This window comes from Paracoccus sp. (in: a-proteobacteria) (assembly GCF_030604785.1).
Taxonomy (GTDB): Bacteria; Pseudomonadota; Alphaproteobacteria; order Rhodobacterales; family Rhodobacteraceae; genus Paracoccus.
Genome location: NZ_JAUVVF010000017.1, coordinates 1 through 23,440, shown reverse-complemented (window position 1 = coordinate 23,440; position 23,440 = coordinate 1). Strand labels below are relative to the sequence as shown.

Genomic DNA, 23,440 nt, shown 5'->3' with positions numbered 1-23,440 from the left:
CAGAAACAGCCGCCTTGACCCGGATTGCGCGGATTCCATGCAGATCGACCCCGACATTCCCGCCAATGCCATTGTGCGCGCCGCCGTCCTGCGGCCGATTCTGGGGCATTTCGCCGCCGATCCGGAGCGGCTTGCCCCCGCTCTGGCGGCCTTGGGGTTGGCCGAAATCCCTTTCGCGGATGGATATGCCCAGATCGGACTGGGCGCCTATCTTGCGCTGTTCGAGGAAGCCGCGCGCCTATCGGGCGATCCCTTCCTGGGCGCGCGGCTGGGAACGGCGATCCGGCCCGGGGATCTGGGGCCGGTGGGGCTGCTCTTCCTGCAATCGGCCAGCATCTGGCGCGGGTTGCAGCGGCTGAGCCGCCTGACCGCCGCCTTGCAGAGCAGGACCGAAATCCGCCTGCGGCGCGAGGATGGCTCTGTCCATGTCGAATACCACATGATCGGGATCGACGCGGGCCGTTACCCGCAGGATGCGGCCTTCAGTCTGGCGGCGATCTGCCAGTTGATCCGTTCGGGCTTCGGGCCGGGCTGGGCCCCTGAGGAGGTGCACCTGATCCAGCCGGTCCCCTGTCCCGACCCGCTGGAGCGTCTGTTCGGCGCGCCTGTTCTGGGCGGTCGGGACGCCAACCGGATCATCTGCGACCTGCGCGAGGCCGATCGCGTCGCACGCCGCGAGGACGGCGATCTGATCGGGGTCATCCTGCGCCATCTGGGCCAGCACATGATGGCCTCGGGCGCGGGTTCGCTGGTGGACCGGGTCCGGGGCCGCATCGCCGAAAGGCTGGGGCGCCACCCTGTCACGCTGGCCGCGATCGCGGACGATCTGGGCGTCGCGCCGCGCAGTCTGCAACGGCGGCTGGCAGCGGATGGCACCAGCCTCGGCGCGCTCTTGACGCAAGAGCGCCGGGCCCTGCTGTCGCGGCTTGAAAGCGAGGGCATCCGCGACCGCGCGACCCTGGCGCGACATCTGGGCTATGCCGATGCCACCGTTTTGTGGCGCGCGCAGCGAGGCTGGCGACAGGGCGGCTGAACGAAGGGTTGCCCGACGCGCGGTCTGCGCTATCCTTGACCGGTCGGTTGGCGAATGCCTCGCCCCGAAGGGAGGCCATGATGAGACCCGATCCCGGCATGCCGCCGTCCCGGTGCTTTCCGCCCGATCGTCCTTCCGATCCGTGCGCCTTCGACGCCGCGCTTCAGGCGGTCTGCGGCGGCTTTCGCGTCCGGCCTTCGGGCGCGGGGCTGGTGCGCGGCGCCATCGGGCGGCGCAGGCTGGGCGGGCTGGATGCGGCGCTGGTCTCGCTGGATGCGGATTGCGTGATCCGTGACCGCGCGATGATCCGCCGCGATCCGGGTGAGCACATGTTCCTGATCTGCCAGGCTGAGGGCAGCAGCCGGATCATCCAGGGCGGCCATGACATCGTGCTGCGGCGCGGCCATTTCTACCTGGCGGATGCCGCCCAGCCGTCGGTCTTTGCCTATCGCGGCGAGCGGTCGCGCCAGATCTCGCTGCACCTGCCCCGATCCGAGGCGCTGGCGCGCTTCGGCCGCGCCTGCACGGGCGGTCGGGTGGTCCGCGCCGATGCCGGGCGCGCAACGGCGCTGAACGCGATCCTCGCCGGGATGATCGACGAGGGCGAGGATGCGTGCGCCATGGCCGAGGCGCTGCTGACCATCGTGGCCGCCTCGCTCTGGGCCGATGATCGGGGGGCCGAGGATCAGGGTGCGCGTCTCTACCGGCGTGCTCTGGAGTGCCTTGCGCGGAGTGCTTTCCGGCATGGCTTCGGCCTCGATGCTCTTGCGGCCGAATTGGGCGCATCGCGGCGGCAGGTGCAGCGGGTCTTTACCGATCACGGCGATACGGTGTCGGGCCGATTGAATCAGATCCGATTGCAGGCCGCCCGCGCCCGCCTTGAGGCGCGGGCAGATGACCGGGCCGACAGCATTGCGGCCATTGCCCATGATTGCGGCTTTCAAGACCTGTCGCATTTCTACCGCCAGTTCCGCCGGCAATTCGGCACCACCCCGGCAGGCCTTGGCGCGACCCTGGCACGATCCACCGATCCCTCGGCCTGAACGGGCCGGACACGCCCCTCTGCCCATCACCCGATCTTCAGACAGGCACCGAACGCGCAGCGGCCGGATTCTAGTCCGCTTGCGAACCGTCATGGCCTGATCGGGCCAAAGCTGCCGCGCTTAGGGTGCCGATACACGGGCGCGACAGGGAGGCGCGTCACTATGACATAACGAATGTAAAATTGTCTTTGACATTTGTCGAAGCGGGGCGCAGGCTTTTCTTGCGAGGTGCTGGAGGGCGCCTTTCGGGGGGAATCACATGAACGTGCCGCTGCTGGAGGCGCGCGGGCTGGCCAAACGCTTCGGCGGGGTGGCCGCCCTGCGCGATGGGTCTTTCCGTCTGATGCCCGGGACCGTGCACGCCTTGTGCGGCGGCAACGGCGCGGGCAAGTCGACCTTCCTCAGCCTGGTCATGGGCATCCGGCGGCGCGATGCCGGAACGCTGCTGCGGCGGGGCGCGCCGGTCGACTTTGCCGGGCCGCTTGACGCGCTGCGGGCGGGCATCAGCATCATCGAACAGGAACTGAGCCCCGTCCCCGCCATGTCGGTGGCCGAGAACATCTTTCTGGGCCGCGAGCCGGTCGGGCGGTTCGGACGGGTCGATTTCCGCGCCATGAACGCGCGCGCCCAGGAATTGCTGGACAGCCTGCATTTCGCCATCCCGGCCCGGCGCCTGATGATGGACCTGACCGTGGCCGAGCTGCAGCTGGTCGAGATCGCCAAGGCGCTGTCCTACGAGGCCGAGGTCATCATCATGGACGAGCCCACCTCGGCCCTGGGCGAGGCCGAGGCGGACCAGCTTTTCGCGGCCATCGCGCGGTTGAAGGAACAGGGCAAGGGCATCGTCTATGTCAGCCACCGCCTGTCCGAGATCTTCCGCATCGCGGATCACTGGACGGTCTTTCGCGACGGTGCCTTCGTCGGCACGGGCGAGATGCGGGACATCAACCGCGAGGCGCTGATCCGCATGATCGTCGGGCGCCCGCTGGCCGAGGAATTCGTCAAGGAGAACACCCCCACATCTGAAATCGCGCTGGAATTGCGCGGGGTCTCGTCCGGGGCGCGGGTCCGAGACATCAGCTTTGCCGCCCGGCGCGGCGAGATCCTCGCGATCTACGGCCTGATGGGGTCGGGCCGGACCGAGATCTTCGAACGTCTGTTCGGCTTGGCACCCGATGAGGGCGGCGAGATCCGGCTGTTCGGACAGCCGCAGGCCCTGTCCAGCCCGCAAGAGGCGATCGCCGCCGGTCTGGCCTATGTCACCGAGGACCGCAAGCAGAGCGGCCTGGTCCTCAGCGCCGATGTGCGGGCCAATCTTTGCCTAGCCCGGCTGGGGGCGCTGTCGGCCGGGCCGGTCATGCTGCGCCGGCGCGAGGCTTCGGCCGCCGCGCGGATGATCGAGACCTTCGGCATCCGGACGGCCAGCGATCGGCTGGACGTGTCGGGCCTGTCGGGCGGCAATCAGCAGAAGGTCGTCTTGGGCAAGTGGTTCCTGACCGAGCCCCGGATCCTGCTGCTGGACGAACCGACGCGCGGCGTCGATGTCGGCGCCAAGCGCGAGATCTACCGCGTGATGTCGGACTTCGCGCGGCAGGGCGGCACGGTCGTGATGATCAGCTCGGAAATCGACGAGGTGCTGGGCATGGCGGACCGCACGGTCGTCCTGCGCGACGGGCGCATCAGCGGCGAGCTGGACCGCGCCACGCTCAGCGCCGAGCGGCTCGTCCATCTGGCGGCGTGAGGAGATGGAAGGGATGGAACCGGCAGGCAGGAGTGAGGCGATGGCTGGACAGCAACCGACAGGGACGGGCACGGCGCGGAACGGACGGGCGATGCTGGCGGAATTCGGACAGCGCTACGGCATCCTCGCCGCCCTGGTGCTGGTCTGCGTGGGACTGGCCCTGGCCAACGAGTTCTTCCTGACGCAGCGCAACATGGTGAACGTGCTGCGACAAGCCTCGATCAACGGCATTCTCGCCATCGGCATGACCTTCGTCATCCTGACGCGCGGGATCGACCTGTCGGTAGGCTCGGTCGTGGCGCTGGCGGGGGTGGTCTCGGCCTCTTTCGCCTCGACCTCGGCCACGGCGGCGGTCAGCGGCGCGCCCCACCCGACCCTTCTGGCCATCGCGGTCGGGCTGGGCACCGGCATCCTGGCCGGGGCGGTCAACGGCTGGCTGGTCGCGCGCCACAAGGTGCCCGCCTTCGTCGTCACCCTGGGGATGCTGTCGGCGGCACGCGGCCTGACGCTGATCTATTCCGGCGGCAGGCCCGTCCCCGGCCTGAGCGACGGCTATCGCGCCCTGGGCACGGCGGACCTGTTCGGGATCCCGATGCCGGTCGTGCTGTTTGCCGGGGTCTTTCTGGGCGCGTGGTTCGTGCTGGAGGCGACGCGCTTCGGGCGCCATGTCTATGCGGCGGGCGGCAACCCGCATGCGGCGCGCGTCTCGGGCATCCGGGTCGAGCGTGTGCGGATGGCCGTCTATGTCATCTCTGGCGCGCTGGCGGGGCTGGCCGGGATGATCCTGGCCGCGCGGACGGGCTCGGCCTTGCCGCAGGCCGGCATCGCCTACGAGCTTGACGCCATCGCGGCGGTCGTCATCGGCGGCACCTCGCTGGCCGGCGGCGTCGGGCGCGTCACCGGCACGCTGATCGGCGCCTTGCTGATCGCGGTCGTCAATAACGGGCTCGACCTGATGGGGGTCGAATCCTACTACCAGCAGGTCATCAAGGGCGGGCTGATCGTGGCCGCGGTCATGCTTGACCAGGCCCGCCACCGCGCCGCCTGACCTGCCATGCGAAACCGCCGGGGTCAGGAGGAGGACCGGCCCCCGGGGGCAAGACTTCACCGCAACGATTGGGAGGAAATCACCATGAGGACGATTCTGCGTACGTTGACCCTGACCACCGCCTTGGCCTGCGGGACGGCCGCGATGGCGGATGTGCCGCGCATCGGCGCCGCCGTCTACGGCCTGAACGCCGAATTCATGCAGATCTGGGCCGCCGCGCTGGAGGATCACCCCGCCGTGCGCGAGGGGCTGGTCAACGTGACGATCTTCGACGGCCGCTATGATGCGCTGGTCCAGCAGGAACAGTTCGAGACGATGATCACGCAGGGCTTCGACGCGATCATCTTCGTGCCCATCGACATCGAGGCCGGCGCCGCCGCCGTGCAGGCGGCGCATGATGCGGGCATCCCGGTCTTCGGATCGAACACGCGCGTCAACAGCGACCTGCTGACATCCTATGTCGGTTCGGACGATGTCCAGTCGGGCTATATGCAGGCGCGCTATGTGCTGGACCAGATCGGCTGCACGGGCGGCGTGGTCATCATCGAGGGGCCGATCGGGCAATCCGCGCAGATCCAGCGTCTTGAGGGGAACCTGAAGGCTCTGGCCGAATGCCCGGATGTCGAGATCATCGCCCAGCAGACGGCCAACTGGTCGCGCGCCGAGGCGCAGACGCTGATGGAGAACTGGCTGACCGCGCATCCCGGCCGCATCGCGGGCGTGATCGGGCAGAACGACGAGATGGCCCTTGGCGCCATCGAGGCGATCCGCGCCGCGGGGCTGAGCGTGGACGACTTCGCCATCTCGGGCATCGACGGCGTGACCGACGCGCTGCGGGCGGTGAAGGCGGGCGACATGGCCTCGATCCTTCAGGACGGCGCGGCGCAGGCCCAAGGCGCGCTGGATCTGGCCATCCGGGCGGTCCAGCCCGATTACGAGCCCATGTCGGCAATCTGGGAACAATATCCCGACATGCCGTGGAATGACGGCGCGGATGCCGAATACAACGTCCCCTGGACGCCGGTCACCGAAGAGAATGTCGACGCGCTGCTCGAACTGCGCCAGTAGCCCCAACCGGCCGTGCCCGTTCCGTCGGGCGGGCACGGTCCCTGATGGAGGATTTCCATGACCACAGGAACGCATCTTTGCGCCCCCGACACCGCGCCGGCGGGACGCTGCGCGGTCGTGACGGGCGGCGCTTCGGGCATCGGCGCGGCCGTGGCGTCGGCCTTGGCCACAGACGGGGTCCGCGTGGCGCTGCTGGATCTTGACCGCGCGGCGGCCGAGCGTGCCGCCGCCGATCTGGGCGGGGGGGCCGAGGCTTTCGGCTGCGACGTCGCCGATCAGGCATCGGTCCTGTCCGCCGTGGACGCGGTCGCGGCCGCGTTCGGGCGCATCGACATCCTCGTCAATTCGGCGGGCATCGTGGACCTTGCCCCCGCCGAGGATCTTTCGACCCGCGCATGGCAGCGGACGCTGGACATCAACCTGACCGGCACCTTCCTCGTCGCGCAGGCGGTCGGCAGGATCATGATCGCGCAGGGCTTCGGGCGGATCGTCAACATCGCCTCGCAGGCCGGCAGCGTGGCCATCGCAGACCATGCCGCCTATTGCGCGTCGAAATTCGGCGTCATTGGCCTGACAAGAACGCTGGCGCTGGAATGGGGTCGGCACGGGATCACGGCTAACACGATCTCGCCCACGGTGGTGATGACCGATCTGGGCCGCAAGGCCTGGTCCGGACCGAAGGCCGAGGCGATGATCGCCCAGATCCCGGTGGGCCGCTTCGCCGAGCCGCACGAGATCGCGTCGGCGGTCCTGTTCCTGGCCTCGGACGCGGCCGCCATGATCAACGGCGCCGATCTTGTCATCGATGGCGGCTTTACGATCAAGTAGGAGCTTTTGGATGCAGCGTTTCCTGAACAATCCCGACGATATCGTCGACGAGACCGTGGCCGGCTTCGTGCGCGCCCATGACGACTTGGTGCGGCTGGATCAGGGCAATCCGCGTGTGGTGGTCGCCCATGGCGCGGGCCAGCCCGGGCGGGTGGGCATCGTCACCGGCGGCGGCGCCGGGCACGAGCCGGCCTTCATGGGCTATGCGGGCCGCAACATGGTCGATGCCGTGGCGGTGGGCGAGCTGTTCTCGTCCCCCACGGCGAAAAGCTTTCTGGATGCGATCCGCGCCGCCGATGGCGGCGCCGGCGTTGCGGTGCTTTACGGCAATTACGCGGGCGACAACATGAATGTCCGCATGGCCGCCAAAATGGCCGCGGCCGAGGGGATCGAGGTCGCCACGGTTGTAGCCAATGACGATGTCTGCTCGGCCGGCCCCGACGAGCGCGAGCGCCGCCGGGGCGTGGCGGGTGAAATCTTCATGTGGAAGATCGGCGCGGCGCGCGCCGCACGGGGTGGCACCTTGGCCGAGGTGATCGCCTCGGCGCAGAAGGCCATCGACAGCTGCCGCTCGGTCGGCGTCGGGTTGGCGCCCTGCACCCTGCCCGCGGTCGGCCATCCCAATTTCCAGATCGAGCCCGGTACGATGGAACTGGGCATCGGCCATCATGGCGAGCCGGGCATGCGCGTCGCCCCCCTGGGCCGGGCCGAGGCCATTGCGACCGAGATGACGGGCCTTGTCCTAGACGACCTGCCGCCGCCCGAGGCCGGTCGGGTGGCGGTGCTGGTCTCGGGGCTAGGCGCCACGGCGATGAACGAGCTTTACGTTCTTTACGACAGCATCGCGACGGCCATCGAGGCGCGCGGCTTGCGGATCGAACGGACGCTGGTCGGGAACTACTTCACCTCGCTCGACATGGTCGGGGCGACGCTGACGGTGATGGCGCTGGATGATGAATTGTCCGAACTGCTCGACACGGATTGCGCCTGCCCCGCCCTGCTGCAGGAGCGGAGGGTCTGATGGCTTCGATCAGGGATGAGGGCGCGGCGGGGATCCTGCTGGAAGTCGCCGCCGAGATCGTCGCCAACCGCGCCCCCCTGTCCGAGATCGACGGGCTCATCGGCGACGGGGATCACGGCGTCAACATGGCCAAGGGATTCGGGCGTGCGGCGGAACGGATTGACGCAGAGGACAGGCTCAGTTCCGCCATGCGGACGCTGTCGGATGTGCTGATGGCCGAGATCGGCGGGTCGATGGGGCCGCTCTACGGCATGATGTTCGCGGCGATGGCGGACAGCCTCGAACGCGCAGGGACGCTGGATGCCGCCACCTTCGGGCAGATGCTGCGCGCGGGGCTGGAGGGGATCGAAGAGATCGGACAGGCCAAGGTGGGCGACAAGACGCTGCTGGATGCCTTTGTTCCGGCGCTGTCGGCCTATGACGCGGCCCTGGCCCAGGGGCAGGATTTCGCAGCCGCTCTGGACGTGCTGGCGCACGAGGCGGCGGCGGGTCGCGACCGCACGGTGGACATGGTGGCCCGCATCGGCCGCGCCGCGCGGCTGGGCGAACGTTCGCGCGGCGTGGCGGATGCGGGGGCCACGTCCTGCGCGCTGATCCTGACGACGCTGTCACGGGGTGTGGCACGGCGTCTCTAGCCGCGCTTGCGCCGCGGCCCTTGCGCAGCGGCGGGTCGTCGGGCCAGATGGGTGCATGAAGATGATCGACACGGCCTACCTGATCGCGTTCTTCCGTCTGGCCGCCGAACGGCTGGAGGATGCGCGGGTCCATCTGTGCACGCTGGACGGTCAGGTCGGGGATGGCGATCACGGCACCTCGATGGCCAACGGCTTTCTGGCCGTGACGCAGCGCCTGCGGACGGTGGGGGCTGCCGATCTGCCGCCCGATGCGGTGCTGCGCGAGGCGGCGCAGGCCTTTCTGGCCGAGGTCGGGGCCTCGGTCGGTCCGCTTTATGCGTCGGGCTTCCTGTCGGCCGCCCGCGCCTTGGCCGAGGGGCCGCTGCCCCGGCGCGATCTGCACCGCCTGCTGGAGGCTTTGGCCGAGGGCATCGCGCAGCGCGGCCGTGCCGTGCCCGGCGACAAGACGATGCTGGACGCATGGGCCCCGGCGGCACAGGCCGCCGCGCGCGCAGCCCAGATGGGCGAGGACGAGCCGGCCATCGCCGAAGCCGCGTCGCTTGCCGCGTCGCGCGGCATGGAGGCCACCGCGACGATGGTCGCCGCACGGGGCCGGGCGGCGCGGCTGGCGGATCGCACGCTTGGGCATGTGGATCCCGGCGCGGCCTCGGCGGCGCTGCTGGTGCGCGTTCTGGCCGATCTTGCGCGGGATGATGCGTGATGGGCCGCCGCCCCGCCCTTGCCGAACGCCGCCGCCCGCCGCTACGCTTCGGGGACGATCCGCTGCTTTGGGCAAGCTGGCTCTATTACGAGGAAGGGCTGACCCAGGGCGAGATCGCCGATGCGATGGGGACCTCGCGCCCGACGATCAACGCCTATCTGGCCGATGCCCGCGCGCGGGGCATCGTGCGGATCGCGATTGCGACGGACAGCCTGCGCGGCCTGACCGTCGCCCGCGCGATCGAGGAGCATTTCGGTCTGGACGATTGCTACGTCATTCCAGCCGAGGGCGGCCCGCGTCCGCTGATCGACCGGCTGGGCGCGGCCGGGGCGCAGGTGGCGGCGGCGCTGCTGCGTCCGGGCGATGTGGTGGCGATCACATGGGGGCGCACGATGCTGGCCCTGGCGGGGGCCATGGCGCCGGCGCGCATCCCCGACCTGACCGTGGTTCAGGCGACCGGAGGAACCACCGCCGCCATTCCCTATACGCCGGAGGCCTGCACCACGCGCCTGGCCGATCAGCTGGGCGCGCGGGTAGTGCCGATCTCGGCGCCCGCGATCCTGTCCTCGGCGGCGGCGCGGGAGATGATGCTGTCAGAGCCGGTCATCGCCGAGCAGATGGCCCATCTGGCGCGTGTGAACCGGGTGCTGTTCGGCGTGTCTTCGCTGCGGCCCAGCTCGACCCTGCATGTCAGCGGATTTCTGGATCCTGAAGCCATGCGCCGGGGTGATTACGCGGCGGCGGTCGGCTCGCTGGCGGGAAGGTTCATCGATGCGGCGGGCGATCCGGTGGCCGGGCCGCTGGACGACCGCACCGTCGGCATGGGCCTTGAACAGCTGCGCAATGTGCCCACGCGGGTTCTGGTGGCGGGCGGACCCGACAAGGTCGCGCCCATTCTCGCGGCGCTGCGCGGCGGCTATGCCGGCGCCCTCGTGACGGATGCCGACACAGCCGAGGCCGTCCTGCGCGCCGCCGGGATCGACCCCGACAGCCTGACCTACGGTTCGCGGCGAGGCGCCGCCCAAGGCCGGAACGGCCCGCCGGTCGAGGCCCTGCCTGTCCGCAACGAGGTCAAGAAGTTCATCAACGCCGCCCGTGATGCGGTGAACGAGGCGCTGGAAGGGGCGTTGATGGCCCATCCGCGTCATCTTGCCCCTATCGGCGGCAATCTGCGCGCGCTCGCCCGACCGGGCGGGTCGCGGCAAAGCAAGGTCGGTCTAGTCATTGGCGGCGGAGCCGGGCACGAGCCCTGTTTTCTGGGCTTCGTGGGCGAGGGTCTGGCCGATGCGGTCGCCATCGGCAACGTCTTTGCCTCGCCCCCGCCGGATCGCATCCTGACTTGCACGAAAGCTGCCGATCGCGGGGCGGGCGTGCTGTATATCTACGGCAATTACACCGGCGACGTGATGAATTTCGACATGGCCGCCGAACTGGCGGCCGCCGAGGGGATCGAGACACGCACCGTCGTGACGACGGACGACATCGCCTCGGCCGGGCCCGAGGATCGCCAGTCGCGCCGGGGCACGGCGGGCAACGTGTTCGTCTTCAAGATCGCGGGTGCGGCCTGCGCGCGCATGTTGCCGCTGGCCGAATGCGAGCGGCTGGCGCGCAAGGCCAACGATGCCTGCCTGACGGTCGGGGTTGCGCTGGAGCCCTGTTCAATCCCGGATACAAGGCGCCCATCGTTTCATCTGGCGCCCGATTTCGTGGAATTCGGCGTGGGCGTTCATGGCGAGCCGGGCGTGCGCCGCGATCCGATGCGCGATGCCGACGGAATCGTGGACCAGATCTGCGACCGTCTTTTCGCCGAACTGCCGCCCGAGGCAAGGCGCGTGGCGGTTCTGGTCAATTCACTCGGCGGCACGCCGGGGCTGGAATTGTTCGTGCTGCGCCGCCGCCTGGGCCAGCGCCTCGCGGCGCGCGGCATCGCGGTCGAGATGTCGCTGGTCGGGCATTACTGCACGTCGCTGGACATGGTCGGGGCCTCGATCACGCTGATGGTTCTCGACGACCAGCTGGCCGAGCTTCTGGACGATCCCTGCGACGGCTTCGCCTGGCGCCACCAGCCGGGCTGAGCCCCGAACCTCGGTCAGCCGCGCGGTGCGGCGACGATGGTCATGCCATGCCCGCTGATCGCCGGATGCGGGGCGCGGTCCACATAGGTCGGCTGCGCGTTCTTGGGGCCGATCGCGCAGCGGGTGGCAAGCTCGTCCAGCGCCGTCCGGCTGCCCTGCACGACGGCGCGGACCCGGCCATCCGGCAGGTTCATGCATTCCCCCGAAACGCCCAGCAGCGCGGCCTCGCCCCGCAGCCAGGCGCGGAAGCCCACGCCCTGAACAAGGCCGCTGATCAGGAATTCCTCTGTCGCGGCCTCGGGGGCGGGCAGGTCCGGGAAGATGTAGTCGATCACCGCGCCCGCGACATCCACCGGAAGGCCGCCGCGATCCAGCGTCGTGAACAGATGCACCGCAAGGTCGCAATTCGGGTTGATCTCGATCACGCCGTGGGACTGGCCGCTGGCGGGGCGGGTGATGTCCTCGGCCATCATGTCGATGCCGCAGAAGGTCAGTTCCGGGATCGCGCGCCAGCATCGCTCGGCAATCGCGCGAAAGTCCGGATGCACCATCTCGGTCACGTCCTCGCTGTCGCCACCCATGCTGACATTGGCCACGCGCTTCAGCGTGATCGCCTCGCCCTTTGCGGGGATGCTGGTCCGGTCCAGGCCCGCCAGCGCAAGAAGATGCGCCGTCTGGTCGTCGAATTTGACCAGGCTGTCGCGGATATAGGGCAGCTTCCTGCGGACCCGGTTGCGGGCCTCGACCAGTTCCTCGATGCTGCTTTGGCCGTCGCCCACCACCGTGGCGGGATGGCGCCTGACCGCCGCGACGAACCGGCCCCCGACCACGAACAGCCGGTGATCCGCGCCGCTGACATGGGTCTCGACGATCACCCTGTCGCTGCCGGCATGCCTGATCGCGTCCAGAAAATCGGCCTTGTCGGCGATGCCGCTGGAGACGCCGCGCCCGCCATATCCCGAGACGGGCTTGACCACGACCGGCCGCCCCCCCTGCGCGTCATACCATTCGGCCGCCTTGGCCGTCTCGTCCGAAGCGATCACAATTCCGGCCGGAACAGGAATCCCGGCCTGATCCAGACGCGATTTCGTCAGGTGCTTGTTATAGGCGATCCGCAGCGCGGCTTGGGTCGTGCTGGGCGGCATGTTGCGGTAGAAGCGGACCGAGCGCGTGGCGCTGGACGCGATCCAGCGTTCGTCATCACCCTCGATCACGCGCACCGCGAGGCCGCGCTGATAGCAGGCGCGCCGCAAGAGCGAACGGTGGACATTGGACGTGTAGGGCAGAAAGTTCTCGGGCAGTCTGAAGGGCTGGACCTGTCCCGTGAAGGCCGGAAGGGTGTTGCTGGGTCTGTCCACGTCGGCTGCCTTCGATCTGTTCATCGTGCCGATCTGTGCGGCATCCGCGGCAAGGTGGCAAGGCCTTCAGCGTCTCTGGTCATGGGCGCGACGGATACCGGCCTCGAAACGCGCGAGTTCGCGGGGCCCTGGCTCCTGGCCCGTGTAGATCTTGACGTAGATCGAGATCCGGGCCAGCCGGGTGTCGATATCCTCGACGGCCTGCATCGAGATATAGCCGATCTGGACAAGATAGACGGTCCGCGCGCGGATATCGGCCTCGGGTGCGGAATGGCCCCAGAGCGTCATCATCCGGGCCAAGGCGGCCAGCCGTTGTTCATCCGCGGCCTCGACCCGCGCCGCGACGGCCGCATCCTGCAGCGCCCAGCTGCGGACCGCGAATTCCAGGCGGGAATCGAACATGTCCGGCGCGAGGAAGCAGGCCAGCACGTTCAGCATCGCCTCGGTCATGGATTCTGCATATTGCTTGGTCGCGGCGATCAGGGGCGCGGTCGTCCGATCCTCCCACCCGGCCAGCAGCGCGGCCAGAAGGGCCTCGCGGTCGTCGAAGAACCAGTAGAAGCTGGTGCGCGACACTTTCAGCTGCCGCGCCAAGGGCAGGATCCTGACCGCATCGACGCCGCCCTCGATCAGGGCCCTGTAGCCCGCCTCGAGCCAGCCTTCGCGCGATCCGCGCCAGCCGGTTTCCGCTGCATCCGCCTGTGTCATGCCCTCTTGCTAGGGGGATGCGCCCGGACGGGCAAGCGCTTTGCGGCGATGCCGGGCGTTCAACGATGAACGTTAACTTGACAGGTGTGAACATTCGCCACAGGATCGGCCGGAAGACCATCCGCCAGACAGGCCCCATGATGTCGAACGATCCTCTTCTTCAGCCCTTCCGGCTCAAGCATCTGACGTTGCGCAACCGGATCATGATCAGCAGCCACGAGCCCGCCTATCCCGAGGACGGGATGCCCAAGGACCGCTATCGCGCCTATCATGTCGAACGCGCGCGGGCGGGCGTGGCGCTGACGATGACGGCGGGATCGGCCTCGGTCTCGCGCGACAGCCCGCCGGTCTTCAACAACATCCTCGCCTGGAAGGACGAGGTGGTCGGCTGGATGAAGCGGCTGACCGACGAATGCCACGATCATGGCTGCGCAGTGATGATCCAGCTGACCCATCTGGGCCGACGGACGCGGTGGGACAAGGCCGACTGGCTGCCCGTTGTCTCGCCCGGCCATGCGCGCGAGGCGGCGCACCGGTCCTTTCCCAAGAAGCTGGAGGATTGGGACATCGCCCGGATCATCGGCGATTATGTGGATGCGGCCGAACGGATGCAGGCGGCCGGGCTGGACGGGATCGAGCTGCAGGCCTATGGCCATCTCATCGATCAGTTCTGGTCGCCGCTGACGAACGATCTTGACGGCGATTACGGCGGCACGCTGGACAACCGGCTGCGCTTCACCTTCGACATCCTGCAGGGCATCCGCGACCGCTGCGGCAAGGATTTCATCGTGGGCATCCGCTATACCGGCGATGAGGGGCTGCCTGGCGGGATCTCGGCCCAGGACGGGCTGGCCATCTCGCAACGGCTGAAGGATAGCGGGCTGGTGGATTTCCTGAACGTGGTCCGGGGCCATATCGACACGGATGCCGGTCTGACCGACGTGATCCCGGTGCAGGGGATGCGCAATGCGCCGCACCTGGAATTCGCCGGTTCGATCCGCCGCGCGACCGATTTCCCGACCTTCCATGCCGCCAAGATCCCCGATGTGGCGACGGCCCGCCACGCCATCGCCGCGGGGCTGCTGGACATGGTAGGGATGACGCGGGCGCATATGGCCGATCCGCATCTGGTCCGCAAGGTGATCGAGGGGCGCGAGGACGACATCCGCCCCTGCGTGGGCGCGAACTACTGCCTGGACCGCATCTATCAGGGCGGGATGGCGTTCTGCCTGCACAACGCCGCGACAGGGCGCGAGGAGACGATGCCCCATATCGTCCCTCCTGCCCCGGCGCCCCGGCGCATCACCATCGTCGGCGCCGGTCCGGCCGGGCTGGAGGCGGCACGCGTCGCCGCCGAACGCGGCCATGTCGTGACCGTCCTCGAAGCTGCCGACCGGCCCGGCGGCCAGATCCGCCTGACCGCGTTGCAGGATCGACGGCGCGAGATGATCTCGATCATCGACTGGCGCATGGCGCAATGCGAAAAGCGCGGCGTGACCTTCCGCTTCAACACGCTGGCCGAGGCCGGGGACGTGCTGGCCACCCAACCCGACGAGGTGATCATCGCAACGGGCGGACTGCCCCATGTCGAGGTGCTGGCCAGCGGCAACGATCTGGTCTGCTCGGCCTGGGATATCCTGGCGGGCGACGTGGCGCCGGGGCGGAACGTGCTGGTCCATGACGATGCGGGCGACCATGCGGGGCTTCAAGCCGCCGACCTGATCGCCGCAAGCGGCGCGCGGGTCGAGATCGTGACCCCGGATCGCGCCTTTGCCCCCGAGGTGATGGCGATGAACCTCGTCCCCTACATGCGCAGCCTGCAACGGCGCGACGCGGTCTTCACCGTCACCTGGCGGCTGATCTCGGTGCGGGCGGACGGCAACCTGCTGCGGGCGACGCTTGGAAGCGATTACGGCGACATGACCCGCGACAGGATCGTGGATCAGGTCGTGGTCAATCACGGAACGCGCCCGCTGGACGATCTGTATTTCGCGCTGAAGCCCCTGTCGTCGAACCGTGGCGAGGTCGATTACGCGGCCCTGACCACGGGCGCGCCCCAGCCCGGCGCGGGCGGTCCGGATGGCGGCTTTCGCCTGTTTCGCATCGGAGACGCGGTCGCGGCACGAAACACGCATGCCGCGATCTACGACGCGCTGCGTCTGGTCAAGGACCTTTAGTCCCCGCCCCGGCGCCCCTACCCCAGAGAGTATCCGACCCCGCGAACGGTCCGCAGCGGATCGTCGCCGCCATTGCGCATCAGCGCCTTGCGCAGGCGGCCGATATGAACGTCGATCGTGCGCGTATCCACATAGATGTCGCGCCCCCAGACCCGGTCCAGAAGCTGTTCGCGCGACCAGACACGGCCCGGCTTTTCCATCAGCGTGGACAGCAGCCTGAACTCGGTTGGGCCCAAATGCAGCGGCTGGCCGGCACGAAAGACGCGGTGCTCGGCGGAATCGAGGATGATGTCCGAAAAAGACAGCCGCTCGCCCATCGTGGCCGGGCGGGTGCGGCGCAGCTGCGTGCGCAGACGCGCCAGCAATTCGACCACGGAATAGGGCTTGACCACATAATCGTCGGCGCCGGTTTCAAGGCCGCGCACGCGGTCGACCTCTTCGCTGCGGGCCGACAGCATGATGATCGGGATGTGGCGGGTGGCGGGATCGGCCTTGACCTGGCGGCAGACCTCGATCCCGGACACCTTGGGCAGCATCCAGTCCAGCACAATCAGGTCGGGCTGTTCCTCGGCCACCAGAAGCAGGGCATCCTCGCCATTGTCGGCCATCACGACATCGAAGCCCTCGGCCTCGAGGTTGTAGTGCAGGACCTCGCGCTGCGCGCCCTCATCCTCGACGACCAGGACGCAAGGGGCCTGACGCGTCATGGATCAGCCCTCGCTCAAGGGCGCGACCAGCGGCACGCTGCTGCTTTTCGGGCGCGCCTCGTCGGGCAGTTCGCCGGTGACCAGATAGACGACCTGCTCGGCGATCGAAGTCGCGTGATCGCCCATCCGCTCGACGTTCTTCGCGATGAAATGCAGATGCATGCATGGCGTTATGTTGCGCGGGTCTTCCATCATGTGCGTCAGGAATTCGCGGAACAGCGCATTATACATCTGGTCGATCTCCAGATCGCGCTGGCGCACGTCATGGGCAAGATCGGCGTCGCGGCGGATATAGCTGTCCAGCGCGTCCTGAAGCATCTTGTTGACAGCCTGGCTCATCCGGCGCAGCGCCATGCCCGAGCCGTTGATCGCGGGCATCTGCGACAGGACCTCGGTGCGCTTGGCCATGTTCTTGGCGTAATCGCCCACGCGTTCCAGCGAGGCGGCGATCTTCATCACCGCCAGCACCATGCGCAGGTCGGTCGCGGTGGGAGCGCGCAGCGCGATCAGCCGTGCGGCATCCTCGTTGATCTGTGCCTCAAGCGCGTCGATGGCCTTGTCGCGGCGCCGGACCTCTTCGGCCAGTTCCTCGTCGCGGGTGTCCAGCGCGGTGGCCGCGTCGGTGATCGCGGCCTCGACCATGCCGCCCATCTTGACCACCATCGCCTGGATCGTCTCCAGATCGCGGTCGAAAGCCGAGGAGATATGCTTGTCGCGGTTCATGTCGCGTCCTTTCGATCAGCCGATCCGGCCCGAGATGTAGGCCTCGGTCCGGCTGTCGCGCGGCTTGGTGAAGATGTCGTCGGTGTCGCCGTATTCGACCAGGTTGCCCAGATGGAAGAAGGCGGTCTTCTGGCTGACGCGGGCGGCCTGCTGCATCGAGTGCGTCACGATCACGACCGAGAACTTCTCGCGCAGCTGGTCGATCAGTTCCTCGACCTGGCTGGTGGCGATGGGGTCAAGCGCCGAACAGGGCTCGTCCATCAGCAGCACTTCGGGCGCGGTGGCGACGGCGCGGGCGATGCACAGGCGCTGCTGCTGGCCGCCGGACAGGCCGGTGCCGGGTTCCTGCAGGCGGTCCTTGACCTCGTTCCACAGGGCCGCGCCGCGCAGGGCGGTCTCGACGATCTCGTCCAGCTCGGCCTTGTTGCGGGCCAGGCCGTGGATGCGCGGCCCGTAGGCCACGTTGTCATAGATCGATTTCGGGAACGGGTTCGGTTTCTGGAAGACCATGCCGACGCGGGCGCGCAGCTGCACCGGATCGACGCGGCGGTCGTAGATGTCCTGACCGTCCAGAAGGATCTGCCCCTCGATCCGGGCGATGTCGATCGTGTCGTTCATCCGGTTGATGCAGCGCAGGAAGGTGGACTTCCCGCAGCCCGACGGCCCGATGAAGGCCGTCACGGTCTTGTCCAGGATCTCGACATCCACGTCCTTGATGGCGTGCTTGTCGCCGTAATAGACCTGCACCTTGCGGGCCGAGATCTTGCTGACGGTCTGGCTCACGGCTTTCTCCGTTCGGGTCGTGTCATACATGATGGGTTCCTTGTCGCAGGCTTACCAGCGGCGCTCGAACTTGTTGCGAAGATAGATGGCAATCGCGTTCATCAGAACAAGAAAACCAAGAAGGACCAGAATGGCAGCCGAGGTGCGGCTGACAAAGCCCCGCTCGGGGCTGTCGGCCCAGATGAAGATCTGCGTGGGCAGTGCCGTCGAGGCGTCGAAGGGCGTCGCCGGGGCGGCCGTCACGAAGGCGTTCATGCCGATCAGCAGCAGCGGCGCGGTTTCGCCAAGCGCCTGCGCCAGACCGATGATCGTGCCGGTCAGGATGCCCGGCATGGCCAGCGGCAGGACATGGCCGAAGACCACCTGCTGCTTGGAGGCGCCCACGCCAAGCGCCGCCTCGCGGATCGAGGGGGGCACGGCCTTCAGCGCAGCGCGGGTGGCGATGATGATCGTGGGAAGGGTCATCAGCGCCAGCACCAGGCCGCCCACGAAGGGTGCCGAACGTGGCATGCCGAGATAGTTCAGGAACACCGCCAGACCCAGCAGGCCGAAGACGACCGAGGGCACGGCGGCCAGGTTGTTGATGTTCACCTCGATGATGTCGCTGATCCGGTTCTTCGGCGCGAATTCCTCGAGATAGATCGCGGCGCCGATGCCGAGCGGAAACGAGATCAGGAAGCAGACCAGAAGCGCGTAGAACGATCCGATGATCGCGCCCTTCAGACCAGCCAGTTCCGGAAATCGCGAATCCGAGTTGCCGATCAGCGCCCAGTTGAGCGGGGTCGAGATCCGTCCCTGAGCCTGCAATTCACGGAAGGCGGCGATGTCGGCGTCGCTGAGGCGGCGCATGCTTTCGTCGCTGGCCTCGTTCACGTTGCCCTTCATCAGCTGGTCATAGGTGTCGGCGACCGGCACACGGATCTGCACCACCTGTCCAACCAGCGACGGATCGGACACGACCCTGTCGCGCACGACGAACTGGGCCGAATTCGACACGATGCCCGACAGGGCCCGCAGCCGGTCCTCGGGCGCGTCGGGGAAGGTGGTGGCCATGGCCTGCTGGATCACGGCGCGATAATTGCCGCGCGACGGATCGGCCGGGTCCACCAGTTCGGCCAGCACAGGCACATCCAGCGTGACATGGGTCTGCCGGAAGGCCTGCGTGCCGCCCGAGATCAGCGTCCAGAGCAGGATGCCCAGCATCAGGAAGGCCAGCCCGATGGCCGACAGGCCAAGCAGGCGCAGCCCGGTCTCCTTGCGCCGGCGGCGCGCCAGGTTGGCCTTGAAGGCGGGTGAGGCCCAGTCGTGATCCTGCCGGGGCGCGGCCCCGAGGCCTGTCTCGATGTTCTGATCGGTCATGGCGGGCCTCAATCGTAGAGTTCGCGGTATTTGCGCACGATGCGCAGCGCGAGGATGTTGATGAACAGGGTGATCACGAACAGCATCAGGCCAAGGGCAAAGGCCGCCAGCGTCTTGGGGCTGTCAAAGGCCGTGTCGCCGATCAGCAGCGTCACGATCTGCACCGTCACCGTGGTCACGCTGTCCAGCGGGTTCAGCGTCATCTTGGCGATCAGGCCGGCGGCCATCAGAACGATCATCGTCTCGCCGATGGCGCGGCTGACGGCCAGAAGGATGCCGCCGACGATGCCGGGAATGGCGGCCGGGAACAGCACCTTCATCACGGTTTCGGCCCGCGTGGCGCCAAGCGCGATCGAGCCGTCGCGCAGGCTGCGCGGCACGGCCGACAGCGCGTCATCGGCAAAGGACGAGATGAACGGGATCAGCATGATCGCCATGACGCTGCCCGCCGCCAGCGCGGTATTGGGCGCGACCGGGATGCCAAGCGCGGCCCCCGCCGCCCGCAATGCGGGGGCGACCGTCAGGATCGCGAAGAAGCCGTAGACGACGGTCGGGATGCCCGCCAGAACCTCGAGAACGGGCTTGGCGACGGCGCGAAAGCGGCGGCTGGCGAATTCGTTGAGATAGATCGCCGACATCAGCCCGACCGGCACGGCGATGAAGATGGCGACGGCGGTGATGACGACCGTGCCCAGGATGACCGGCAGCCAGCCGAACGCGCCCTCGGCCGCGATCTGGTCGGCGCGGATCGGCATCTGCGGCTCCCACCGGGTGCCGAACAGGAACTCGCTCAGCGGCACCATCGAAAAGAAGCGCGTCGCCTCGAAGACCAGCGAGAAGACGATGCCGAGCGTCACGAAGATCGCGACGACCGAACAGGCGATCATCAGGCCCAGCACGATCCGCTCGACCGCCTGGCGGGCGCGGAACTGCGCCGCGACGCTGCGCCGCGACGTGGCCAGCAGCGCCAGCGACATCGCCGCGATCACGCCGATCAGCAGCCAGCCCGACATGGCGTTCAGCCGGACCATCCGCTCGGCGGCCTCGATCTTCCACGGCTCGGGCGTGCCGAAGACGCGGCCGCGCGCAAGGGACTGGATCTCGGACAGGACAAGCTGCGGATTGGCCACGCCGTCCATCACGCCTGCGGGCAGGCCGGACATGACCAGCCAGTTGACCGTGCCGCCCTGCAGCGCGACCCACAGAAGCGTCACGACCACCGCGGGCACGATCACCAGCAGCAGCGCGTAAAGCCCGTGGAACATGCCGAGGGAATGCAGGCGCTGCCCGCCATCCCGCAGGGCCAGCGCCGCCTGCCTGTTCATCACATATCCCGCGATACCCGCGCTGAGCAGCAGGGCGAAGGCCAATCCGGTCATGGCAACCTCTTGAACACAAGGGAGCCCGCCCCGCACGGGGCGGGGCGGGCGTTCATCAGGGCAGGATCACTCGGTAACCGAGAAATCCCCGTTCCCGGCGATGGCGCGGGCCTGCAGCTCGGCGCGCTCGTCGTCGGGCAGGGCGACCAGGCCACGCTCGGACAGGTAGCCCGAAGGCGACAGCGCCTCTTCCGACATGTATTCCTCGATGAATTCCTGCAGGTTCGGGATCACGCCGCGATGCGCGTCCTTGACGTAGAAATACAGCGGGCGCGACAGCGGGTATTCACCCGAGGCGATCGTGTCCATCTCGGCATCCACGCCGTTCAGCTTGACGTCGATCAGCGTGTCGGTGTTCTCGTAGAGGAACGAGTAGCCGAAGATGCCAAGCGCGTTCGGGTCGCTGTTCAGGCGCTGCACGATCAGGTTGTCGTTTTCGCCGGCCTCGATGAAGGGGCCGTCGGTGCGCATGCGCGAGCAGTTTTCCTTGACCCAGTCCGATTTCTTCTCGGCAGCGGCGGCCAGTTCCATCGCGGCTTCGTTCTCTTCGCAGCCGGCATGCATGGCCAGTTCGACGAAGGCGTCACGGGTGCCCGAGGTCGGGGGCGGGCCCATCACGGTGATGGCGACGTTCGGCAGCGATTCGTCGATTTCGGACCAGTTGGTGTAAGGGTTGGCGACCAGCGCGCCGTCCTGCACGATCTCGGCGGCCAGAGCCAGGTAGACCTGCTCCAGCGTCAGGTTCCAGTCGGCATCGCTGCTGCGCGCGACGGCCATGACCAGCCCGTCATAGCCGATCAGCGCCTCGGTGATGTCGGTGACGCCGTTCGACACGCAGAGATCGTATTCCGAGCGCGTCATGGCCCGCGAGGCGCCGGTGATGTCGGCGGTGTTCTCGCCCACGCCGGCGCAGAAGATCTGCATGCCGCCGCCCGTGCCGGTCGACTCGACGATCGGAGCCGGCGCGCCGGTCTGGTTCGCGAATTCCTCGGCCACAGCCTGGGTATAGGGGAACACGGTGGACGAACCGACGATGCGGATCTGGTCGCGGGCCGCGGCAGCGGTGGCCGAAAGTGCCAGAAGCGACAGGGCGGTGGTGGTGTAGCCGATTGCCTTCATGGGAAGACTCCTGAGGTTTCAGTCATTGCCAGCACGATCTATTGCCAATGCGTAACGGGAATAACTCTGTTTCGTGACGGTTATGTGACAATGCTCAAGTCTTTGTCCCGGAACGAAAAACGCCGTGCTCCGGATCGGAGACACGGCGTGAATCGCCCCTGCTGCGCCATGAAAGCGGACGATATGTGTCATTCAGGCGCCGCCGGATGATCGATCGCGCACCTTGGCGTGATCCTCCGCCGGGCATGCCGAGCGGCCTGTGCGACGCGATCCGGTTGCCCGCGCCAGTCGGTGACGAATGGGCGCGCCGGGCGGGGCCGGCGCGCTGCGGGATCAGGCTGCCAGCATCCCGTGCGGGTCCAGCACGAACTTCTTCGCGACGCCCCGGTCGAAGCTTTCATAGCCCTGGAACGCATCCTCGAGCGAGATGACCGTGGCGTTCACGATCTTGGCGATGGGCAGACGGTCATGCAGGATCGCCTGCATCAATTGCCGGTTATATTGCAGCACCGGTGTCTGGCCCGTGTGGAAGCTCTGCGCCTTGGCCCAGCCGAGGCCAAAGCGCATCGACAGGCTGCCTTCCTTGGCCGCATCATCCACCGCGCCGGGATCGGCGGTGACATAGAGGCCGGGAATCCCGATCTGGCCCGCCGCGCGGGTGATCTCCATCATCTGGTTCAGCACGATGGCGGGCTGCTCGCCGCCCGCATGGCCGCGCGCCTCGAAGCCGACCGCGTCGATGGCCGCATCCACTTCGGGGCTGCCGGTGATCTGGGCGATCATCTCGGGCAAGTTGTCGCCCTTGGACAGGTCGACCGGCTCGAAGCCCATCCGGCCGGCATGCTCAAGCCGCTCCTTGTTGAAGTCGCCGATCATCACGACGGCGGCGCCAAGGATCTGCGCCGAAGCCGCGGCGGCCAGACCGACCGGCCCCGCCCCCGCGACATAGACGATCGAGCCGACCCCCACGCCCGCCTTCCACGCGCCGTGAAAGCCGGTGGGCAGGATGTCCGACAGCATCGTCAGGTCGCGGATCTTCGACATGGCGCGGTCGCGATCGGGGAATTTCAGCAGGTTGAAATCGGCATAGGGCACGGTGACATAGCGCGCCTGCCCGCCGATCCAGCCGCCCATGTCGACATAGCCATAGGCCCCGCCCGCACGGGCCGGGTTCACCGTCAGGCAGACCCCTGTATCGCCCGAGCGGCAGCAGCGGCAGCGCCCGCAGGCGACGTTGAACGGGACCGAGACGATGTCGCCGATCTCCAGCATCTCGACATCGGCGCCCTTCTCGATCACCTCGCCGGTGATCTCGTGGCCAAGGATCAGGCCCGGCTCGGCCGTGGTGCGCCCCCGCACCATGTGCTGGTCCGAGCCGCAGATATTGGTCGAGACGACCTTGAGGATCACCGCATGCTCGATCTTGCGGCCATCGGGGGCCTGCATCTTCGGATCCGCGATGTCCTGGACCTCGACCTTGCCGGGCCCGGTATAGACGACGCCTCTGTTCGTGCTCATTTGCCTTCCTCCTCTGGGCATTTGAAAATTCGGAAAAGACGGTTCGGCCGGGGCTTCAGCCGGCCCTGTGTCCTGCGCGCCTCGCGGCCCTCCCAGCCGGATCTGTCGCGGGTCGATGCGGGACGAAAGCCCTTGGGCCGCGATCCCGTCTGCCGCCAAGACTGCGCGGGGCGGGCCTGCCTGACAATCGCCGAAAATCTCATCCTTGGCTTAGCTGGGTTCACCTCTTTGCAATGCCCGCGCTCCTGCATCACATGTTCGGGTAGTTCGGGCCGTCGCCGCCCTGGGGTGTGGTCCAGACGATGTTCTGGCTGGGATCCTTGATGTCGCAGGTCTTGCAATGGACGCAGTTCTGGAAATTGATCACGAAGCGCGGGCCCTCGGCATCCTCGACCACCTCGTAGACGCCCGCCGGGC

Annotated in this window: 21 protein-coding genes; 11 read left to right on the top strand and 10 right to left on the bottom strand. The window is 67.8% G+C overall.

Going from position 1 to position 23,440, the window contains the following annotated elements; all coding sequences use genetic code 11:
- Positions 1 to 37: 37 nt before the first annotated feature.
- From QAR72_RS07465 to QAR72_RS07420, 10 genes are all read left to right on the top strand, one after another.
- Positions 38 to 1,033, top strand: a complete 996-nt coding sequence (locus QAR72_RS07465) for an AraC family transcriptional regulator ligand-binding domain-containing protein (protein ID WP_304616740.1) — start codon at positions 38 to 40, stop codon at positions 1,031 to 1,033.
- Positions 1,034 to 1,113: 80 nt separating this feature from the next.
- Positions 1,114 to 2,076, top strand: coding sequence for a helix-turn-helix domain-containing protein (locus QAR72_RS07460; protein ID WP_304616739.1), 963 nt, complete (start codon positions 1,114 to 1,116; stop codon positions 2,074 to 2,076).
- A 259-nt stretch (positions 2,077 to 2,335) separates the two neighbouring features.
- Complete coding sequence (locus tag QAR72_RS07455) at positions 2,336 to 3,817, top strand: sugar ABC transporter ATP-binding protein (protein WP_304616738.1); 1,482 nt, start codon at positions 2,336 to 2,338, stop codon at positions 3,815 to 3,817.
- A gap of 40 nt (positions 3,818 to 3,857) precedes the next feature.
- Positions 3,858 to 4,865, top strand: a complete 1,008-nt coding sequence (locus tag QAR72_RS07450) for an ABC transporter permease (RefSeq protein WP_304616737.1) — start codon at positions 3,858 to 3,860, stop codon at positions 4,863 to 4,865.
- An 84-nt stretch (positions 4,866 to 4,949) separates the two neighbouring features.
- Positions 4,950 to 5,933, top strand: a complete 984-nt coding sequence (locus QAR72_RS07445; RefSeq protein ID WP_304616736.1) for a substrate-binding domain-containing protein — start codon at positions 4,950 to 4,952, stop codon at positions 5,931 to 5,933.
- 57 nt (positions 5,934 to 5,990) lie between these two features.
- Positions 5,991 to 6,761 carry a GolD/DthD family dehydrogenase gene (locus QAR72_RS07440; protein WP_304616735.1) on the top strand — a complete coding sequence of 257 codons (771 nt, stop codon included), beginning with the start codon at positions 5,991 to 5,993 and terminating at the stop codon, positions 6,759 to 6,761.
- A 10-nt stretch (positions 6,762 to 6,771) separates the two neighbouring features.
- Complete coding sequence (locus QAR72_RS07435) at positions 6,772 to 7,782, top strand: dihydroxyacetone kinase subunit DhaK (protein WP_304616734.1); 1,011 nt, start codon at positions 6,772 to 6,774, stop codon at positions 7,780 to 7,782.
- Positions 7,782 to 8,417, top strand: a complete 636-nt coding sequence (gene dhaL, locus QAR72_RS07430; protein ID WP_304616733.1) for a dihydroxyacetone kinase subunit DhaL — start codon at positions 7,782 to 7,784, stop codon at positions 8,415 to 8,417. Before QAR72_RS07435 ends, dhaL (QAR72_RS07430) begins: the two co-directional genes overlap by 1 nt.
- A 55-nt stretch (positions 8,418 to 8,472) precedes the next feature.
- Positions 8,473 to 9,117 (top strand): dihydroxyacetone kinase subunit DhaL, encoded by a 645-nt coding sequence (gene dhaL, locus QAR72_RS07425; RefSeq protein WP_304616732.1) that lies wholly within the window; start codon positions 8,473 to 8,475, stop codon positions 9,115 to 9,117.
- Entirely contained in the window at positions 9,117 to 11,192 is a 2,076-nt protein-coding gene (locus tag QAR72_RS07420) for a bifunctional sugar-binding transcriptional regulator/dihydroxyacetone kinase subunit DhaK (RefSeq protein WP_304616731.1), read from the top strand. Before dhaL (QAR72_RS07425) ends, QAR72_RS07420 begins: the two co-directional genes overlap by 1 nt.
- A gap of 14 nt (positions 11,193 to 11,206) precedes the next feature.
- Here QAR72_RS07420 and QAR72_RS07415 read toward each other — a convergent pair whose 3' ends face one another.
- Positions 11,207 to 12,550 carry an acylphosphatase gene (locus QAR72_RS07415; RefSeq protein WP_304616730.1) on the bottom strand — a complete coding sequence of 448 codons (1,344 nt, stop codon included), beginning with the start codon at positions 12,548 to 12,550 and terminating at the stop codon, positions 11,207 to 11,209.
- A 66-nt stretch (positions 12,551 to 12,616) separates the two neighbouring features.
- On the bottom strand, positions 12,617 to 13,258 hold the full coding sequence (locus QAR72_RS07410) for a TetR/AcrR family transcriptional regulator (RefSeq protein ID WP_304616729.1): 642 nt from the start codon (positions 13,256 to 13,258) through the stop codon (positions 12,617 to 12,619).
- Positions 13,259 to 13,398: 140 nt separating this feature from the next.
- Between QAR72_RS07410 and hpbA the strand changes: the two genes are divergently transcribed.
- A complete protein-coding gene (gene hpbA, locus QAR72_RS07405) occupies positions 13,399 to 15,435 on the top strand; it encodes an N-methyl-L-proline N-demethylase HpbA (RefSeq protein ID WP_304616728.1) in 2,037 nt (678 codons plus the stop codon).
- A 17-nt stretch (positions 15,436 to 15,452) separates the two neighbouring features.
- Here hpbA and phoB read toward each other — a convergent pair whose 3' ends face one another.
- The 8 genes from phoB to QAR72_RS07365 all read right to left on the bottom strand — a co-directional run.
- A complete protein-coding gene (gene phoB, locus QAR72_RS07400) occupies positions 15,453 to 16,142 on the bottom strand; it encodes a phosphate regulon transcriptional regulator PhoB (RefSeq protein WP_304616727.1) in 690 nt (229 codons plus the stop codon).
- Positions 16,143 to 16,145: 3 nt separating this feature from the next.
- The gene (gene phoU / locus QAR72_RS07395; RefSeq protein WP_304616726.1) at positions 16,146 to 16,865 is read right to left on the bottom strand and encodes a phosphate signaling complex protein PhoU; all 720 of its coding nucleotides are present in this window, start codon (positions 16,863 to 16,865) and stop codon (positions 16,146 to 16,148) included.
- 15 nt (positions 16,866 to 16,880) lie between these two features.
- Entirely contained in the window at positions 16,881 to 17,678 is a 798-nt protein-coding gene (gene pstB, locus QAR72_RS07390) for a phosphate ABC transporter ATP-binding protein PstB (RefSeq protein ID WP_304616725.1), read from the bottom strand.
- A gap of 21 nt (positions 17,679 to 17,699) precedes the next feature.
- Positions 17,700 to 19,007: a phosphate ABC transporter permease PstA gene (gene pstA / locus QAR72_RS07385; RefSeq protein ID WP_304616724.1), complete on the bottom strand. Its 1,308-nt coding sequence runs from the start codon at positions 19,005 to 19,007 to the stop codon at positions 17,700 to 17,702.
- Between the two features lie 8 nt (positions 19,008 to 19,015).
- Positions 19,016 to 20,386, bottom strand: coding sequence for a phosphate ABC transporter permease subunit PstC (pstC, locus tag QAR72_RS07380; RefSeq protein WP_304616723.1), 1,371 nt, complete (start codon positions 20,384 to 20,386; stop codon positions 19,016 to 19,018).
- A 66-nt stretch (positions 20,387 to 20,452) separates the two neighbouring features.
- Positions 20,453 to 21,505 (bottom strand): substrate-binding domain-containing protein, encoded by a 1,053-nt coding sequence (locus tag QAR72_RS07375; RefSeq protein ID WP_304616722.1) that lies wholly within the window; start codon positions 21,503 to 21,505, stop codon positions 20,453 to 20,455.
- Positions 21,506 to 21,838: 333 nt separating this feature from the next.
- Positions 21,839 to 23,023 (bottom strand): formaldehyde dehydrogenase, glutathione-independent, encoded by a 1,185-nt coding sequence (fdhA, locus tag QAR72_RS07370; protein WP_304616721.1) that lies wholly within the window; start codon positions 23,021 to 23,023, stop codon positions 21,839 to 21,841.
- 250 nt (positions 23,024 to 23,273) lie between these two features.
- Positions 23,274 to 23,440: 4Fe-4S dicluster domain-containing protein (locus QAR72_RS07365; RefSeq protein ID WP_304616769.1), on the bottom strand; the 167-nt coding region annotated here is incomplete at its 5' end.

Excerpts from the sequence above, each read along its gene's own strand:
- pstC (WP_304616723.1), bottom strand. The coding sequence starts at position 20,386 with ATGACCGGATTGGCCTTCGCCCTGCTGCTCAGCGCGGGTATCGCGGGA.
- QAR72_RS07375 (WP_304616722.1), bottom strand. The coding sequence starts at position 21,505 with ATGAAGGCAATCGGCTACACCACCACCGCCCTGTCGCTTCTGGCACTT.
- hpbA (WP_304616728.1), top strand. The coding sequence starts at position 13,399 with ATGTCGAACGATCCTCTTCTTCAGCCCTTCCGGCTCAAGCATCTGACG.
- fdhA (WP_304616721.1), bottom strand. The coding sequence starts at position 23,023 with ATGAGCACGAACAGAGGCGTCGTCTATACCGGGCCCGGCAAGGTCGAG.
- phoU (WP_304616726.1), bottom strand. The coding sequence starts at position 16,865 with ATGAACCGCGACAAGCATATCTCCTCGGCTTTCGACCGCGATCTGGAG.
- QAR72_RS07450 (WP_304616737.1), top strand. The coding sequence starts at position 3,858 with ATGGCTGGACAGCAACCGACAGGGACGGGCACGGCGCGGAACGGACGG.
- dhaL (WP_304616733.1), top strand. The coding sequence starts at position 7,782 with ATGGCTTCGATCAGGGATGAGGGCGCGGCGGGGATCCTGCTGGAAGTC.
- QAR72_RS07435 (WP_304616734.1), top strand. The coding sequence starts at position 6,772 with ATGCAGCGTTTCCTGAACAATCCCGACGATATCGTCGACGAGACCGTG.
- QAR72_RS07455 (WP_304616738.1), top strand. The coding sequence starts at position 2,336 with ATGAACGTGCCGCTGCTGGAGGCGCGCGGGCTGGCCAAACGCTTCGGC.
- QAR72_RS07465 (WP_304616740.1), top strand. The coding sequence starts at position 38 with ATGCAGATCGACCCCGACATTCCCGCCAATGCCATTGTGCGCGCCGCC.
- dhaL (WP_304616732.1), top strand. The coding sequence starts at position 8,473 with ATGAAGATGATCGACACGGCCTACCTGATCGCGTTCTTCCGTCTGGCC.
- QAR72_RS07460 (WP_304616739.1), top strand. The coding sequence starts at position 1,114 with ATGAGACCCGATCCCGGCATGCCGCCGTCCCGGTGCTTTCCGCCCGAT.
- pstA (WP_304616724.1), bottom strand. The coding sequence starts at position 19,007 with ATGACCGATCAGAACATCGAGACAGGCCTCGGGGCCGCGCCCCGGCAG.
- QAR72_RS07440 (WP_304616735.1), top strand. The coding sequence starts at position 5,991 with ATGACCACAGGAACGCATCTTTGCGCCCCCGACACCGCGCCGGCGGGA.
- QAR72_RS07410 (WP_304616729.1), bottom strand. The coding sequence starts at position 13,258 with ATGACACAGGCGGATGCAGCGGAAACCGGCTGGCGCGGATCGCGCGAA.
- QAR72_RS07445 (WP_304616736.1), top strand. The coding sequence starts at position 4,950 with ATGAGGACGATTCTGCGTACGTTGACCCTGACCACCGCCTTGGCCTGC.
- pstB (WP_304616725.1), bottom strand. The coding sequence starts at position 17,678 with ATGTATGACACGACCCGAACGGAGAAAGCCGTGAGCCAGACCGTCAGC.
- phoB (WP_304616727.1), bottom strand. The coding sequence starts at position 16,142 with ATGACGCGTCAGGCCCCTTGCGTCCTGGTCGTCGAGGATGAGGGCGCG.
- QAR72_RS07420 (WP_304616731.1), top strand. The coding sequence starts at position 9,117 with ATGGGCCGCCGCCCCGCCCTTGCCGAACGCCGCCGCCCGCCGCTACGC.